Here is a 12,306-nt window from a genome sequence, read left to right on the forward strand (position 1 = left end):
CAAACACCCTCATGTTCCAGAAGCTAATGAGGGTGATCTGGAATGCCCATGATGCACTGGCTTCCATCACTTCCCGTGGTGGGGCGATGCCGGTGGTGGGGGCGGGGGGACTTGAACCCCCACAGGATTTTCATCCCAAACGATTTTAAGTCGCGTGCGTCTACCGATTCCGCCACGCCCCCGGGTGCCACCAGCATCGTGGCGGCATTCTAGATTCCACCGAGATGGCCCATTTCGCTGACCATGGAGACTCTTCTCAACGCGGTTTCCCTGGACACCCTGCTGGTGATCGCTGCCTATGTGGCACTGGGTGGTGCCTATCTGGTGGTGGTGCCTCTCCTTCTTTACGCCTGGATGAGTCGGCGCTGGACCGTCATGGGTAAATACGAGCGCCTTGGAATTTATTCACTGGTGTTCTTCTTCTTTCCGGGGATGATTGTGTTTGCTCCATTCCTCAATCTCCGCTTCAGCGGCCAGGGCGAGGTCTGACTGTTGACGCGTGCCGGAGTTCTGAAACTTGGTCTCGGTCTGCTGCTGACGGGAGGTTTGGGCTACTGGTTGTTCCAAGCCCTTGGGCTGGAGGGATTTTCGGCGGGTATTGCCGCCGAGGCTCTCCTCGTTGTTGTAGTGGTTGTCTGGACCAGCTCCTATCTGTTCAGAGTGGTGACTGGCCGCATGACCTACATGCAGCAACGCCGTCGCTACCGCAGCGGTTATGACCAACTCACCGCCCAGCAGCTTCAGGAGCGGTTCGACGCCATGACACCTGAGCAGCAGCAGGAGCTGATGGCCTCCATCGCGGAAGAGGAGACCAGTCAGGCTCCTGAGTGATTGCAGCCGACCTCTAGGCTCGCCTGCATCACAGTTTCAGAATCCGTGAGAGAGCAGTCTTCACGCATTGCAGAGGTCTTTGTGAAGACCGCCCGTGAGCAGCGCCTGGCACTGATGCCTTTTGTGATGGCAGGTGATCCAGAGCTCCAGAGCACGGCTGATGTTCTGCTCAGTCTTCAGAATCACGGGGCTGATGTGGTGGAGCTTGGCATCCCCTACAGCGACCCTCTGGCGGACGGACCAGTGATTCAGGCTGCTGCTCACCGAGCTCTTGAACAAAACACAACCCCGGCAAAAGTGCTGGAGATGTTGAGTGGATTGCGTGGACAACTCACCATGCCGGTTGTTCTGTTCACCTACAGCAATCCTCTGCTGAATCGAGGAGCAGAACGCTTTTTTTTCGGACGCTGCCGCCGCTGGTGTCTCCGGTCTGGTTGTCCCTGATCTTCCCCTTGAGGAAGCGGAGCGTTTGTCTCCACTTGCGGCACAACATGATCTTGATCTTGTGCTGCTGGTGGCTCCCACAACTCCTGAAAAGCGGATGCAGCGCATTGCTGCTTCCAGTCGTGGTTTCACTTATCTGGTTTCAGTCAATGGTGTCACCGGAGAACGATCAAGTCTGCAAGATCGCGTCGGCCAGCTAGTCACTTCTCTGAAGCGATGTGCCGCCGGTCCTGTCGCTGTGGGATTCGGAATTTCCGGACCTGAGCAGGTTCGTCAGGTTCGCTCATGGGGTGCAGACGGAGCCATTGTCGGCAGTGCTCTTGTCAAAAGAATCGCCGCTGCGCAGGAGGGATGCGCAGCGGCTGAAGCTGGTGAATTTTGTCGTGAACTGCGAGCAGCAGCAGGCTGAAGATCACTCTTCGTCTTCGTCAGCGCCGCCTACCGGAACCAGGCGGATCTGTTTGCGACCAAGCTTGATCTCGAATTCATCGCCGGGTTTGAGATCGAGCATCGCGGTGTAAGCCTTACCGATCAACAGATTGCCGTTCCCCTGAACTGTTGCCACGTAAGAAAGCTTGCGGCCGCCTTTGCCAATGCCGGCTGATCCACCACCAAGTTCAATGCCCTTCGCATTGAGAAGTGCTTCATAAAAAGCAGTGAAGTTAACGCGATCAGAACCATCCTTCTTTTTCGAGACATACCCACAGGCAGTTGCCAGGTCTGTTTTGGAGACGTCACCTAAATCCTTGACCTTTGCAAGGAGTTCAGCACCAGTGAGCATCATCATAAAAGTAATATACCCAATTAACATAGCGCTTAATGTGCAGTACGCGCCAACCTTTTGGCGCAGATTCTTTTAACCGGAGGTGAAACTATGGCCCGCTTCGTTCTCTGGGGGACCTATTGCGACAATGCCTTGGAAAAAAGAGCTCCGTTTCGTGATGAGCATCTCGAACGGCTTAAAGCCCTCAAGGAAAGTGGGACATTGATAACTCTTGGCCCAACTGTTGGCAGTACCCACGTTTTTGCAGTCTTTGAGTCCGAGAGTGAAACAACTGTGCGCGCACTGCTGGAGGCAGATGTGTACTGGCGGGAAGGAATCTGGACCCGACTGGATGTTTATCCCTGGATCCAGGCATTCTGAGCCTGTCGCCAGACCCATTCGGCAACAACAAGATCATTGCCCTCCCCAAGAGCATCGACATAGCCGCTCATCTGACCGATTCCTTCACGGGCGATCTGTGCAATTGCAGGAGCATTATTGAGCCCTTGTTTTTCGAGCGCCTTGAGTTTCAGTGTCCGACCTCGACGGATGATGTTGCCGCCGTTCGGGTGACATCCAGCGCAGTGCAGATCAAACAGCTGTGCTCCAGCTTCATCCATCGCCCATGAGGCTGAACTCTGCCAGAGCAGTGTGATCAACATCAGTGCTCCTGCCAGCAGAGTCCTCATCGTCATTCAGCAGGTGATTTCAGTGTGACGCGGCGCAGGTGATTGCTCTGATCTCCATCCACGGGTTGTCAGGATCACGACAGTTGCTCCGGAGCTGATGGCGGAAGAGGATCTGCAGCGTTTTCTGTTGAAGGTTCAACAGCTCAATGCACTGGTCAGCAGCCTTGATGCTGAGCCGGAACGACGTCGTCAGCTCGCGGCGTGCTCTGATCACAATGCAGTTGTCCAGCTGGCCCATTCCTGGGGGTACAACATCGGTCGACGCTGGGGGGAGCCAAGTGTTGATGCACCCCGTTCATCCAATCTGCTGATCGCTGCGCCTGCGGCTGCAGGGCATGAGATTGAAGAGGAGTTGTGTTCAGGCAGGGACTGGAGGCTGGTGAGGATCAGTTCCAATGGCGCGAACAGTCCGGATGGATTCTGGTATGAGCAGAAGGATCATGAGTGGCTCACCCTGTTGAAAGGGAGCGCGCGCTTGCGTCTCGACGATCCAGAGGAATGGGTTGAGCTCAGCGTGGGGGATCAGTTGATCTTGCCAGCCGGTCGACGTCATCGGGTTGAGAGGACGGATGTTGATCCTGGAACGGTGTGGCTTGCGCTCTACTGGAGTGGGAGTCCGGACGACCATCCTGGTCAGCTGAACGTTTGACCAGCCAGTAGGCCCCGGCCAGAGCGATGGCGGAGACTCCGAGACCGATCAGGAGCTGGGGTTTGTCTTCCGCGCCCTTCGGAAGCACGATCACTTTTCTGGCAACGGCTGTCAGGGCGGTGACAAGCACCAGTTCGATCTGGACAACGTGTCGGCGCAGGTAACTGGTGATGTTCTGAAGCACTTCAAGGGCAATCAGTACTGTCAGCAGATCGCCGAGGATGCGGATCAGGCCGTCACCGAGCCAGTAGGAGTCCTGTTCATTGGTGATCAGCGAAAGGGCGACGCGAATCGTGAGCTGCACGATCGAAGCCGCGATCACAACAGCGGTGATCGCAGTGAGAAGAATGGCGACCTGTTTTTCGCCCGCATCAACCCACTGCAGGAAGCTTCGGCGTTTGCGTCGAGACTGGATCACTGTGCTCAGTTGTTGCTGAACGGATTGAAGAAGGGTTTGGCGGGTGTGTCGCCGGGGGGATTCACGATCTTGGTGTTGCAGGTGATTGACCCGTCAGCTCCTTCGACGCAATCGGTGGGCACCACTGTGCTCTGTTCACCGGTGCGGCTGTTGGGACCAAGCAGCCAGACCTCTGATTGTGCCATCGCTCTCTGAGGAAGCATCACGCTGACGGCGGTGAGAAGGCTGACACCAAGCAGTCGTTGCGAGACGGAGGCCATGGGGTGTTTGGAAGATATCCCCATGTTGCCTGTGATTCTGTTCAGCCGGTGCAGTCGTCTCTGATTTCTCTCAGCAGCAGATCCAGCTGACCGAAAGGATCAGCCTTGTTTTGACCGGAGCCGGATCCTGAATCCTCAGTGGCAGGTGTTCCGGGATCGGCAGCCCATTCGGCTTCGATGGAGCAGAGCCTGGCTGCCAGCCGAGGCATTCCCCCGAGCACATGTTCACGTTCCAGCACCTCCATCAGGGCTGGCATGCGGGTGGAGGTTGCTCTCAGGCTGCGGCGCAGGTCCGACTGGGTGCGCCCCTGCTGTTTCAGCCAGTCCTTCAGCAACGCTGCAAGGTCATCCTCCAGTTCTTGTGACCAGCGACTCATGGGCGGTGGATCGGGAACCATTGATCCAGTCTGCGTTGCGCCCTTTGCCTGATCTCCGGTGTGATGTGATTCCGGCACAGACCCAGCACAGCGGTGATCGCCACCAGGTCATCACTGAAACCGGCAACAGGCAAGAGATCCGGGATCAGGTCGGTGGGAACAAGCAGATAGGTGAGTGCTGCCAGCAGGGTGAGTCTCGCCTGGGGAGGAGTCGCAGGATCAATCAGCATCTCCAGCGCTTCAAGGGCTGGACGGGTCATTGATCTGCCGGCGCGTTTCAGCAGCTGCCGAAATGCGGATTCATCGATCACTTCACTGTCGAGAACCTCTGCATCGATGACCTCCGCATTGAACTCAGTGGTGCCGGACGTGGAACCAGAGGTCATGACGGGGAGTGCAGGGGGTCATCTTTAACAGTCTCATTGCCAGAGTTTTATGCGTCAGGGGGAGATCCGAATCTCCACGGGCGGGTTCCCGTTCAGACGCTCATCTCAACCAGCCCGTGCTGGATTCCGGTCTTGCGCAGTTTGCGCAAGGCGCGTTGCACCACCTGCCGGCAATATTCACGACTGCAGTTCATGTGCCGAGCCACCTCAGCAAGTGTTCGCCATTCGTGACTGCCGTCGAGGCCGAATCGCAGCATCACCACCGTGCGCTCTTTCGGGGTGAGATTTGATTTATCAAGCAGTTTCCAGGCTGAAGCCGTTCTCTCTGCGATTTCCGCCCGTTCCATCGGCGGAATTTCATCGCTGGGGAGAACGTCAACCAGCTCTGATGGATCTGATTTTGACTTCACGACCCCCTGCAGGCTGACCGTCACACTGCGTAACTCGCAGCCGAGCAGATCCTCCACTTCGCTCAGGGAGATTTGCATCGACTCAGCAAGTTGTTCGGATGTGGGAGCAAGGCCATTGCTCTGCATCAGTCGCGCTTTGGCAGCACGAAGTTTGGTGAGTTTTTCATTCACATTCACAGGAATACGAATGGTTCTGCTCTGTGTGGAAAGAGCGCGGTTCAGTCCCTGACGAATCCACCAATAGGCATAGGTGGAGAAACGGTGGCCGCGGGTGGGGTCATATTTCTCAACAGCGCGAGTGAGGCCAAGGGTTCCTTCCTGAATCAGGTCCAGAAGGTCGAGCCCTTTCCCCTGATATCGCTTTGCAAGGTTGACCACCAACCTCAGATTGGAGGTGATCATCTGATTCTTTGCTCTTTCACCACGTTTAATGATGCGCTTCTCTTCATCGTTGTAGACACAGGCAGGCCCACTTCCTCCGGCAAGCTGACAACGCTCGTTAAGAGCGACCATCGCCTGAACTTTGCGACCCATGGTTAACTCCTGTTCAGGAGTCAGTAGTTGATGTCTGCCGATTTCGCCCAGAAATGCACTCAGTGAACTCACCATCACATGTCTGCCATGTTTCTTTGAACTTAGGGCGAAAGGCTTTTTATCTGGTGCGTGTAATGAAGACTGCGGAATTCATATTTCAGACGTAATTCTGAATTTGTACCGAATTCAAGTTTTGTTCATAGTGTGATTCGTTTCGCTTCATATTTGCGTTGGATTGGTAGTTCAGATCGGTCTCATCGAGGCAGCGGAGGTTTCCTCTCAGCCGCTACTGTCGCCAGCAACAAATGATTCGCCCCCATGTTGCTGGCCGCCGTGCTGACTCCGGAGATCGCCAAGAGTGCTGGAGTGGCCTACGTCCATTACCTGAGCTTCATGCTCTGCTTCGCTGCACTGGTGGTGGAGCGCAGGCTGATTCGTCCGGACCCTGATCGCAGAACGGCCACTGCCATGGTGATCACCGACATCATCTATGGAATCGCCGCTCTAGCGCTGCTGGTCAGTGGAATCCTGCGCGTGCTCTATTTCGGTCAAGGCAGTGATTTCTACACCGAAAACCCCCTGTTCTGGTGGAAAGTCGGTCTTTATCTGAGTGTTGGCGCTCTGTCGCTTTATCCCACTATCACTTACGTCCTGTGGGCAATTCCGTTGCGGAAGGGTGAGTTGCCCGAAGTGGGCCAGAAGCTGGCAACCCGTCTGGGCTGGATCATCAATGTGGAGCTGGTGGGATTTGCCCTGGTTCCGATGCTCGCCACACTGATGGCCAGGGGCGTTGGTATTTCCGCTGCCTGAGAAAAGAGTCCGATGCTTGATGACCCCTGTCCACCGGTTCAGCAGGTTCGCAAACTGGAGGGCCAGCCCCTCACGGCCGCGGCTGCTCAACAAGCTCCTGGATACGGGGCGCGCCTTGCGACCACGGATTTCGGGGTTCCGTCCCTCTCTCGCTGGTGTGTGTGGATCGAACCCGCCGCTGGTGAGGAGGTGGATCGCTGGGAGCGCCGCTGGCTGAATGCCGTCGACGCCGCTCTGAATCAGTGGATACCCCTGTTGCCCATCACACTTGTCGATGATCCGAAACGGGCTCACATCCGGGTGGAACGTCGCCGGCCGCCGAGGCGTCAGCTGGCAGGAGGCTGGCGGGCCAGCAATGGTCGCGCCGTGCTGCAACTGCTCGAAGTTCGTCGTGAAGACATCTGGCGAATGGAGCCTGGTGTGACCGTATTGGTGTCGCCTGAACTGAGAGCACAGGCCATTCAGGCGACGGCCTTGCATGAGCTGGGCCACGCTTTTGGCCTCTGGGGGCACAGCGATGATTCCAATGATGCCCTTGCACCTGTGCAGGGAGCCTCACCGGTTCTTGTTCCATCAGTCAGTGACCGACGCACCCTGAACTGGTTGCGTGATCAGCCCACTCGGTTCGGTGAGCCCTTCAATCCTGCCGATGCCACAGACCGGTGATGTGTTTCTGACGCACGTTTCAAGCTTCTGACAGTCCGCTGAAAACCCGGCATGCTGCCGGCAGTGAAACTCCTTGCCTTGAGGATTGCGACCTTGCTGCTCTCGGGGAGGCTGATGCGTTCACTGCTCCTGGGGTTGATGCTCGTTTCGGTGTCCGGCTGTGGTTCGTCGGATTCTCTCTCCGGACGAGGCGGCGCCGACAAGGGCAGAATCCTGATCGAGCTTGATGGAGCCCAGCCTTCCGCAAGCAGGGGGCAGCTGAATCTGAAGGGCGACACCTTGCGATTCAAGGTGGGATATGGGCGCAATGGGATCGCCTGCGCCGGTTCAACGTTCGAGGAGGGCTGGACTCCGCTGGGCACCTTCCGCGTGAACGCAATTCTCAGCGAGGATCGCTTCGCCATGGACCCTTCTCTGGTGAATGAGTCGGGGAAGAGTGAGGCCTATCTCCGCAAGAATCTGTTCCGCAACATGAGCTCCATCGACTTCAAGGGTGATGGGGAGACGGGTGAGTACGGGCTCGGTTACATCAGCCTGGCCCCTGTACCTGCAACGCCGCAGCCGTTTCGCTTCAACACCTACGACGGCACCTTCCGCTGGTACAGCTTTGCCATCCACGGCACCAACGATCCCGGCAGAGTGGGCCAGTCGGTGACCGGTGGCTGCATCAATGTGGGTCGCAAGGTGATGACTGATCTTCTGGAAGTCGTGCAGCTCGGGGATGAAGTGGTGATCAGTTCCGAGTCTCCCTGCACCCCCTGATCAATGTCTGCGCGGTGCTCCGCGACGGGCCGCAAGAACTTCCTGCACCTGACGCCAGCTCACTTCGTGATGGGCCAGGGCGACCTGCAGATGAAACAGGATGTCGGCAGCCTCGCCGGCGATGTCATCCGCCTTGCCGTCTTTGCAGGCCATCACGAATTCCGTGCTCTCCTCTCCGATCTTCTTGAGGATGCTGTTGTCGCCGCCCTTGAGCAGTTTGTTGGTGTAACTTCCTTCCTCGGGATGATCACGACGCTGCTCGATCACACGCATCAGTTCGGTGCAGGCGTCAGCCGGGGGCTGCAGTGATTCCGGGCCTCCTGCGGCTCTGTGATCACTGTCTTCGTAGAAGCAGCTGCGTGCTCCGGTGTGACAGGCAACATCACCGGTCTGTTCAATGGTGATGAGGATCACATCCGCATCGCAGTCGTAGCGGATGCTCTTCACTTTCTGGGTATGCCCGCTGGTGGCTCCCTTGTGCCAGAGCTCCTTGCGGGAGCGGCTCCAGTAATGAACCTCCCCGCTGGTGAGCGTCAGTTCGATGGAGTTCCTGTTCATCCAGGCCACCATCAGCACCGCACCGTCGAGCCAGTCCTGCGCGATCGCGGGGATCAGGCCCGCCTCATTGAAACGAAGCTGATCAATGAAGGCTGAGGTGAGCGGCTGCATCGGTCTGCGCATGTTGCAGATGTAGACAGGAGGAATCCTCCCGCAGTGACGTCCCTTTTATCCGCACGATGCCTCTGCCCCCCGCCGGTCACACCTGCAGCAAGCATTTCGAGGGTTATCCCTGTTGCCACCGGCAGTGGCAGCATCCAGGCCATTGTCGGTTCGTTCACGGTTACAGCCGCAGTTTCACCGTTTGGTTCGCCGCGACCCACCTCGATCAATGTGGGTTTGTGGTGGATTTCTCGAGTCTGAGGCCTCTGGAGGCGCAGCTCAGTCGTCAGTTCGATCACACCTTTCTCATCAATGCCGATGATCCGTTGATGGCGCAGTGGCAGGCGTTGCACGAACAGGGTGCTCTTGATCTGCGCGTGATGGACAACGTCGGAATGGAGTCCACCGCTGAGCTGGTCTGGGGCTGGGCCAACACCCTGTTGCAGGCGCGTGACGGCGGTCGCAGCTGCTGCTGGAAAGTCGAGGCCCGGGAGAACCGGGCCAACGCGGCCTGCTATGAGGCCCTGCCTGAGTGGTTCGATCCCGCGAACCGACCACCAGACCAGTGATCAGCGCAGCACCAGTTTCAGCTGCTCGTCGTTGCTGCTGGCCGCCTGCACATCCACAGTGACGTCATCGCCGTCGCCGTAACGTCCGGCCAGGATGGCCTTGGCGATTGGTGTTTCCAGTTCGCGCTGGATGGCTCGCTTGAGCGGACGGGCGCCGTAGACCGGGTCATAGCCGGCATCGGCAAGCCAGCCGGTGGCGTTGTCGCTGATGGTCAGACCGAGCTTGCGCTCCATGAGACGTTGACGCAACCGTTCCACCTGCAGGTTCACGATCTGGCGCAGTTCGTCTCTGCGCAGACTGTGGAAGATGATCTGATCATCAAGTCGATTGAGGAATTCGGGTCTGAAGTGGCCGCGCAGGGCTTCATTCACCCGCCGTTCCATCTCAACGTGCTGCCCGTCATCGCCACCGAGATCGAGGATCGACTGGCTGCCGATGTTGCTGGTGAGAATCAGCACGGCATTGGTGAAGTCAACTGTCCTACCCTGACCGTCGGTGACCCGTCCGTCATCCAGGATCTGCAGCATAACATTGAACACGTCGGGGTGCGCCTTCTCCACTTCGTCGAACAGGATCACGGCATAGGGGCGCCGGCGCACGGCTTCAGTGAGCTGACCGCCCGCCTCGTAGCCGACATAGCCAGGAGGAGCTCCGATCAGTCGACTGACCGTGTGCTTCTCCATGTATTCACTCATGTCGATGCGCACCATCGCGTCTTCGCTGTCGAAAAGCTGAGCTGCCAGGGCTTTGGAGAGCTCGGTTTTACCGACACCGGTGGGGCCGAGAAACAGAAAGCTGGCGATCGGTCTGTGGGGATCACTCAGCCCGGCGCGTGAACGCTGAATCGCATCAGCGACGGCAGCGACAGCCTGCTGCTGGCCCACAACTCTCTGGTGCAGCTGGTTCTCGAGTCCCAGAAGCTTGGCCATTTCCGACTGCACGAGCTTGGCGACGGGAATGCCGGTCCACTTGGCGATCACTTCGGCGATGTCGTCTTCGGTGACCTCCTCACGCAGCAGGGATTTCTCCTGGCCATTGTCGTCGTGCTCAGCCAGTGCGCTCTCTTTTTCAGCCAGCTGCTTCTGGAGTGTGGCGAGGGTTCCATACTCCAGTTCCGCCGCCTTGTTCAGGTCATAACTGCGTTTGGCCTGCTCAACCTGCAGCTGCACTCGCTCGATCTCCTCCTTGAGGTTGGAGAGCTCATCAATCGCTCCCTTCTCCTGCTGCCACTGAGCGTTGAGGGTGCTTTGCTGTTCAGACAGCTCCGCAAGTTCCCGCTCGAGTCTCTCCAGTCGCTCCTGGCTGGCGGCATCCGATTCGCGACCGAGGGAGAGTTTCTCCATCTCGAGCTGCAGGATCTTGCGATCAATCTCGTCGATCTCCTCCGGTTTGGAGGTGATCTCCATCTTCAGACGAGCTGCGGATTCATCGACAAGATCGATGGCCTTGTCAGGCAGAAAGCGGTCGGCGATATAGCGACTGCTGAGCACAGCGGCAGCCACCAGAGCGCTGTCAGCGATGCGAACGCCGTGATGCACCTCATAGCGCTCTTTGAGTCCGCGCAGGATGGAGATGGTGTCCTCCACTGTGGGCTGGTCCACGAGCACCTGCTGGAAGCGACGCTCCAGCGCCGGATCTTTTTCGATGTGCTGGCGATGTTCGTCGAGTGTTGTGGCGCCGATGCAGCGCAGTTCCCCCCGGGCCAGCATCGGTTTGAGCAGGTTGCTGGCGTCCATCGCGCCGCCGGTGGCGCCGGCTCCCACAACCGTGTGGATCTCGTCGATGAACAGAACGATCTGTCCTTCGGAGTCGGTGACTTCCTTCAGGACCGCTTTGAGTCGTTCCTCGAATTCACCACGATATTTGGCACCGGCAATCAGAGCCCCCATGTCGAGGGCGATGAGCTGTCGATTCTGCAATGCCTGAGGAACGTCGCCGTTCACGATCCGCTGGGCAAGTCCTTCCACAATGGCGGTCTTGCCGACGCCCGGTTCGCCGATCAGCACTGGGTTGTTTTTGGTTCTGCGGCTGAGGATCTGAATCGTGCGGCGGATCTCCTCGTCGCGACCGATCACAGGATCAAGCTTGCCGTCCCTGGCAGCTGCCGTGAGATCACGTCCGTATTTCTCGAGTGATTCGTAGGTTGCTTCCGGGTTCTGGTCGGTCACGGTCTGACTGCCGCGTACGGCATCAATGGCGGTTTTCAGTGTTTTGGCGTCGGCGCCCACCTGACTGAGCAGACGTTGGCCGCAGCGTGAATCCTCTGCCAGAGCCAGCAGCAGGTGTTCGATCGAGATGTAGCTGTCTCCGTATTCCTGCTTGAGAGATTCGGAACGATCCAGCAGGGTATTGAGCCCTGTGCCCAGGTAAACGGATTCCGGTGGAGACTGCAGAGCAGGTTGCTGACGGAGATGGGCTTCCAGGTTGCTCTGAAGAGTCGATGGAGTGACACCGGCTTTTTCGAGCATGCGGCTGGCCAGTCCGTCCTGCTCCAGGAGAGCCAGCATCAGATGCTCGGTTTCCAGTTGCTGATGGCGTCGCTTCTGGGCCAGGTTCTGGGCCGAGAGGATCGCGGCCCAGGCCTTTTCTGTGAATTGTTCGGCCGTGGGTTGCATGATTCCGTTCGTACTGGAACAACCGTATGAGGGTTATTCTTATCAAGGCCACGGGGAACCGATCCAGGCGGTTCGGTCTGCACGCCAGCATGCGGTCAACCGATCCGGATCGGTAGGGTCCACCGAATGATGTCTGCGAGAGATGGGCGAAAACGTTGTGAATCCCGCTCTGGTCAACACACTGGTGGCCAGAGTCCGGGAGCTTTACGGGCCTGAACCCTCAGATCTGGAGAGGATGTGCTGGACGGTCGTCCACGAGCATCACCATGGAGCCATGCCCTCCGAGTACGACATCCGCGAAATTGATGAGGATCTTTATCTGGCTGTGCTGATGGCAGCTCGGCAACAGGAATGAGCCGTATGAGAGATCGACCGATCGAGTTCATATTGCTCAGCGATTGAGTATGCATTACATCTGAATATTTTTTATTGGGTTTGAATTGATTTTTGCGGAATCGTTGA

The 12,306-nt window shown here is 57.7% G+C and carries 17 protein-coding genes, 1 tRNA gene and 2 pseudogenes; 10 read left to right on the top strand and 10 right to left on the bottom strand.

Annotation, left to right across the window (positions count from 1 at the left end; genetic code table 11):
- Positions 1-93: 93 nt before the first annotated feature.
- Positions 94-182: transfer RNA gene (locus tag SIB83_RS12455), tRNA-Leu, on the bottom strand.
- 61 nt (positions 183-243) lie between these two features.
- Between SIB83_RS12455 and SIB83_RS12460 the strand changes: the two genes are divergently transcribed.
- The 3 genes and pseudogenes from SIB83_RS12460 to trpA all read left to right on the top strand — a co-directional run bounded on the left by SIB83_RS12460 (position 244) and on the right by trpA (position 1,684).
- Positions 244-489 (top strand): NAD(P)H-quinone oxidoreductase subunit L, encoded by a 246-nt coding sequence (locus SIB83_RS12460; protein ID WP_413401613.1) that lies wholly within the window; start codon positions 244-246, stop codon positions 487-489.
- 3 nt (positions 490-492) lie between these two features.
- Entirely contained in the window at positions 493-831 is a 339-nt protein-coding gene (locus SIB83_RS12465) for a DUF3007 family protein (RefSeq protein ID WP_413401615.1), read from the top strand.
- Between the two features lie 45 nt (positions 832-876).
- Positions 877-1,684, top strand: a pseudogene (trpA, locus tag SIB83_RS12470) (tryptophan synthase subunit alpha).
- Between the two features lie 3 nt (positions 1,685-1,687).
- Here trpA and SIB83_RS12475 read toward each other — a convergent pair.
- Positions 1,688-2,056 (bottom strand): AbrB family transcriptional regulator, encoded by a 369-nt coding sequence (locus tag SIB83_RS12475; RefSeq protein ID WP_413406355.1) that lies wholly within the window; start codon positions 2,054-2,056, stop codon positions 1,688-1,690.
- Between the two features lie 93 nt (positions 2,057-2,149).
- Between SIB83_RS12475 and SIB83_RS12480 the strand changes: the two genes are divergently transcribed.
- A complete protein-coding gene (locus tag SIB83_RS12480; protein ID WP_413401617.1) occupies positions 2,150-2,419 on the top strand; it encodes a YciI family protein in 270 nt (89 codons plus the stop codon).
- On the opposite strand, the gene SIB83_RS12485 is transcribed toward SIB83_RS12480, so the two are convergent.
- The gene (locus SIB83_RS12485; protein WP_413747380.1) at positions 2,395-2,727 is read right to left on the bottom strand and encodes a c-type cytochrome; all 333 of its coding nucleotides are present in this window, start codon (positions 2,725-2,727) and stop codon (positions 2,395-2,397) included. The two genes, SIB83_RS12480 and SIB83_RS12485, sit on opposite strands and share 25 nt — an antisense overlap.
- A 97-nt stretch (positions 2,728-2,824) precedes the next feature.
- Between SIB83_RS12485 and SIB83_RS12490 the strand changes: the two are divergent.
- Positions 2,825-3,337, top strand: a pseudogene (locus SIB83_RS12490) (Nif11 domain/cupin domain-containing protein); the annotation flags it as partial.
- On the opposite strand, the gene SIB83_RS12495 reads toward SIB83_RS12490, so the two are convergent.
- The 5 genes from SIB83_RS12495 to SIB83_RS12515 form a co-directional block, all read right to left on the bottom strand.
- Positions 3,237-3,794, bottom strand: a complete 558-nt coding sequence (locus SIB83_RS12495; RefSeq protein WP_413745990.1) for a phosphate-starvation-inducible PsiE family protein — start codon at positions 3,792-3,794, stop codon at positions 3,237-3,239. The pseudogene SIB83_RS12490 and the gene SIB83_RS12495 sit on opposite strands and share 101 nt — an antisense overlap.
- A gap of 5 nt (positions 3,795-3,799) precedes the next feature.
- Complete coding sequence (locus SIB83_RS12500; protein WP_413401622.1) at positions 3,800-4,054, bottom strand: hypothetical protein; 255 nt, start codon at positions 4,052-4,054, stop codon at positions 3,800-3,802.
- A 41-nt stretch (positions 4,055-4,095) separates the two neighbouring features.
- Complete coding sequence (locus tag SIB83_RS12505; protein WP_413401624.1) at positions 4,096-4,431, bottom strand: hypothetical protein; 336 nt, start codon at positions 4,429-4,431, stop codon at positions 4,096-4,098.
- A complete protein-coding gene (locus tag SIB83_RS12510) occupies positions 4,428-4,817 on the bottom strand; it encodes a YkvA family protein (RefSeq protein ID WP_413745991.1) in 390 nt (129 codons plus the stop codon). The genes SIB83_RS12505 and SIB83_RS12510 overlap by 4 nt, the downstream gene beginning before the upstream one ends.
- A 92-nt stretch (positions 4,818-4,909) precedes the next feature.
- The gene (locus SIB83_RS12515) at positions 4,910-5,836 is read right to left on the bottom strand and encodes a sigma-70 family RNA polymerase sigma factor (protein WP_413401627.1); all 927 of its coding nucleotides are present in this window, start codon (positions 5,834-5,836) and stop codon (positions 4,910-4,912) included.
- A 243-nt stretch (positions 5,837-6,079) separates the two neighbouring features.
- Here SIB83_RS12515 and SIB83_RS12520 point away from each other — a divergent pair, with 243 nt between their 5' ends.
- The 3 genes from SIB83_RS12520 to SIB83_RS12530 all read left to right on the top strand — a co-directional run bounded on the left by SIB83_RS12520 (position 6,080) and on the right by SIB83_RS12530 (position 7,999).
- The gene (locus SIB83_RS12520; RefSeq protein ID WP_413745992.1) at positions 6,080-6,571 is read left to right on the top strand and encodes a DUF2214 family protein; all 492 of its coding nucleotides are present in this window, start codon (positions 6,080-6,082) and stop codon (positions 6,569-6,571) included.
- Between the two features lie 12 nt (positions 6,572-6,583).
- Positions 6,584-7,237 carry a peptidase gene (locus tag SIB83_RS12525; RefSeq protein WP_413745993.1) on the top strand — a complete coding sequence of 218 codons (654 nt, stop codon included), beginning with the start codon at positions 6,584-6,586 and terminating at the stop codon, positions 7,235-7,237.
- A gap of 114 nt (positions 7,238-7,351) precedes the next feature.
- Positions 7,352-7,999 (top strand): L,D-transpeptidase, encoded by a 648-nt coding sequence (locus SIB83_RS12530; RefSeq protein ID WP_413745994.1) that lies wholly within the window; start codon positions 7,352-7,354, stop codon positions 7,997-7,999.
- Here SIB83_RS12530 and hisIE read toward each other — a convergent pair whose 3' ends face one another.
- Entirely contained in the window at positions 8,000-8,668 is a 669-nt protein-coding gene (gene hisIE, locus SIB83_RS12535) for a bifunctional phosphoribosyl-AMP cyclohydrolase/phosphoribosyl-ATP diphosphatase HisIE (RefSeq protein ID WP_413745995.1), read from the bottom strand.
- A gap of 68 nt (positions 8,669-8,736) precedes the next feature.
- Here hisIE and SIB83_RS12540 point away from each other — a divergent pair, with 68 nt between their 5' ends.
- Entirely contained in the window at positions 8,737-9,228 is a 492-nt protein-coding gene (locus SIB83_RS12540) for a 6-carboxytetrahydropterin synthase (protein ID WP_413401636.1), read from the top strand.
- Here SIB83_RS12540 and clpB read toward each other — a convergent pair whose 3' ends face one another.
- Entirely contained in the window at positions 9,229-11,844 is a 2,616-nt protein-coding gene (gene clpB, locus SIB83_RS12545) for an ATP-dependent chaperone ClpB (RefSeq protein WP_413401638.1), read from the bottom strand.
- A gap of 142 nt (positions 11,845-11,986) precedes the next feature.
- Between clpB and SIB83_RS12550 the strand changes: the two genes are divergently transcribed.
- Positions 11,987-12,199 (top strand): hypothetical protein, encoded by a 213-nt coding sequence (locus tag SIB83_RS12550; protein WP_413401640.1) that lies wholly within the window; start codon positions 11,987-11,989, stop codon positions 12,197-12,199.
- The last annotated feature ends 107 nt before the right edge of the window (positions 12,200-12,306 follow it).

Source organism: Synechococcus sp. MIT S9507 (assembly GCF_047304715.1).
Classification (GTDB): Bacteria; Cyanobacteriota; Cyanobacteriia; order PCC-6307; family Cyanobiaceae; genus Synechococcus_C.

What these genes read in the sequence shown, in the direction of transcription:
- SIB83_RS12460 (WP_413401613.1), top strand. Translation starts at nt 244, where the DNA reads ATGGAGACTCTTCTCAACGCGGTTTCCCTGGACACCCTGCTGGTGATC.
- SIB83_RS12475 (WP_413406355.1), bottom strand. Translation starts at nt 2,056, where the DNA reads ATGCTCACTGGTGCTGAACTCCTTGCAAAGGTCAAGGATTTAGGTGAC.
- SIB83_RS12480 (WP_413401617.1), top strand. Translation starts at nt 2,150, where the DNA reads ATGGCCCGCTTCGTTCTCTGGGGGACCTATTGCGACAATGCCTTGGAA.
- SIB83_RS12485 (WP_413747380.1), bottom strand. Translation starts at nt 2,727, where the DNA reads ATGAGGACTCTGCTGGCAGGAGCACTGATGTTGATCACACTGCTCTGG.
- SIB83_RS12500 (WP_413401622.1), bottom strand. Translation starts at nt 4,054, where the DNA reads ATGGCCTCCGTCTCGCAACGACTGCTTGGTGTCAGCCTTCTCACCGCC.
- SIB83_RS12505 (WP_413401624.1), bottom strand. Translation starts at nt 4,431, where the DNA reads ATGAGTCGCTGGTCACAAGAACTGGAGGATGACCTTGCAGCGTTGCTG.
- SIB83_RS12510 (WP_413745991.1), bottom strand. Translation starts at nt 4,817, where the DNA reads ATGACCTCTGGTTCCACGTCCGGCACCACTGAGTTCAATGCGGAGGTC.
- SIB83_RS12515 (WP_413401627.1), bottom strand. Translation starts at nt 5,836, where the DNA reads ATGGTGAGTTCACTGAGTGCATTTCTGGGCGAAATCGGCAGACATCAA.
- SIB83_RS12520 (WP_413745992.1), top strand. Translation starts at nt 6,080, where the DNA reads ATGTTGCTGGCCGCCGTGCTGACTCCGGAGATCGCCAAGAGTGCTGGA.
- SIB83_RS12525 (WP_413745993.1), top strand. Translation starts at nt 6,584, where the DNA reads ATGCTTGATGACCCCTGTCCACCGGTTCAGCAGGTTCGCAAACTGGAG.
- SIB83_RS12530 (WP_413745994.1), top strand. Translation starts at nt 7,352, where the DNA reads ATGCGTTCACTGCTCCTGGGGTTGATGCTCGTTTCGGTGTCCGGCTGT.
- hisIE (WP_413745995.1), bottom strand. Translation starts at nt 8,668, where the DNA reads ATGCAGCCGCTCACCTCAGCCTTCATTGATCAGCTTCGTTTCAATGAG.
- SIB83_RS12540 (WP_413401636.1), top strand. Translation starts at nt 8,737, where the DNA reads ATGCCTCTGCCCCCCGCCGGTCACACCTGCAGCAAGCATTTCGAGGGT.
- clpB (WP_413401638.1), bottom strand. Translation starts at nt 11,844, where the DNA reads ATGCAACCCACGGCCGAACAATTCACAGAAAAGGCCTGGGCCGCGATC.
- SIB83_RS12550 (WP_413401640.1), top strand. Translation starts at nt 11,987, where the DNA reads ATGGGCGAAAACGTTGTGAATCCCGCTCTGGTCAACACACTGGTGGCC.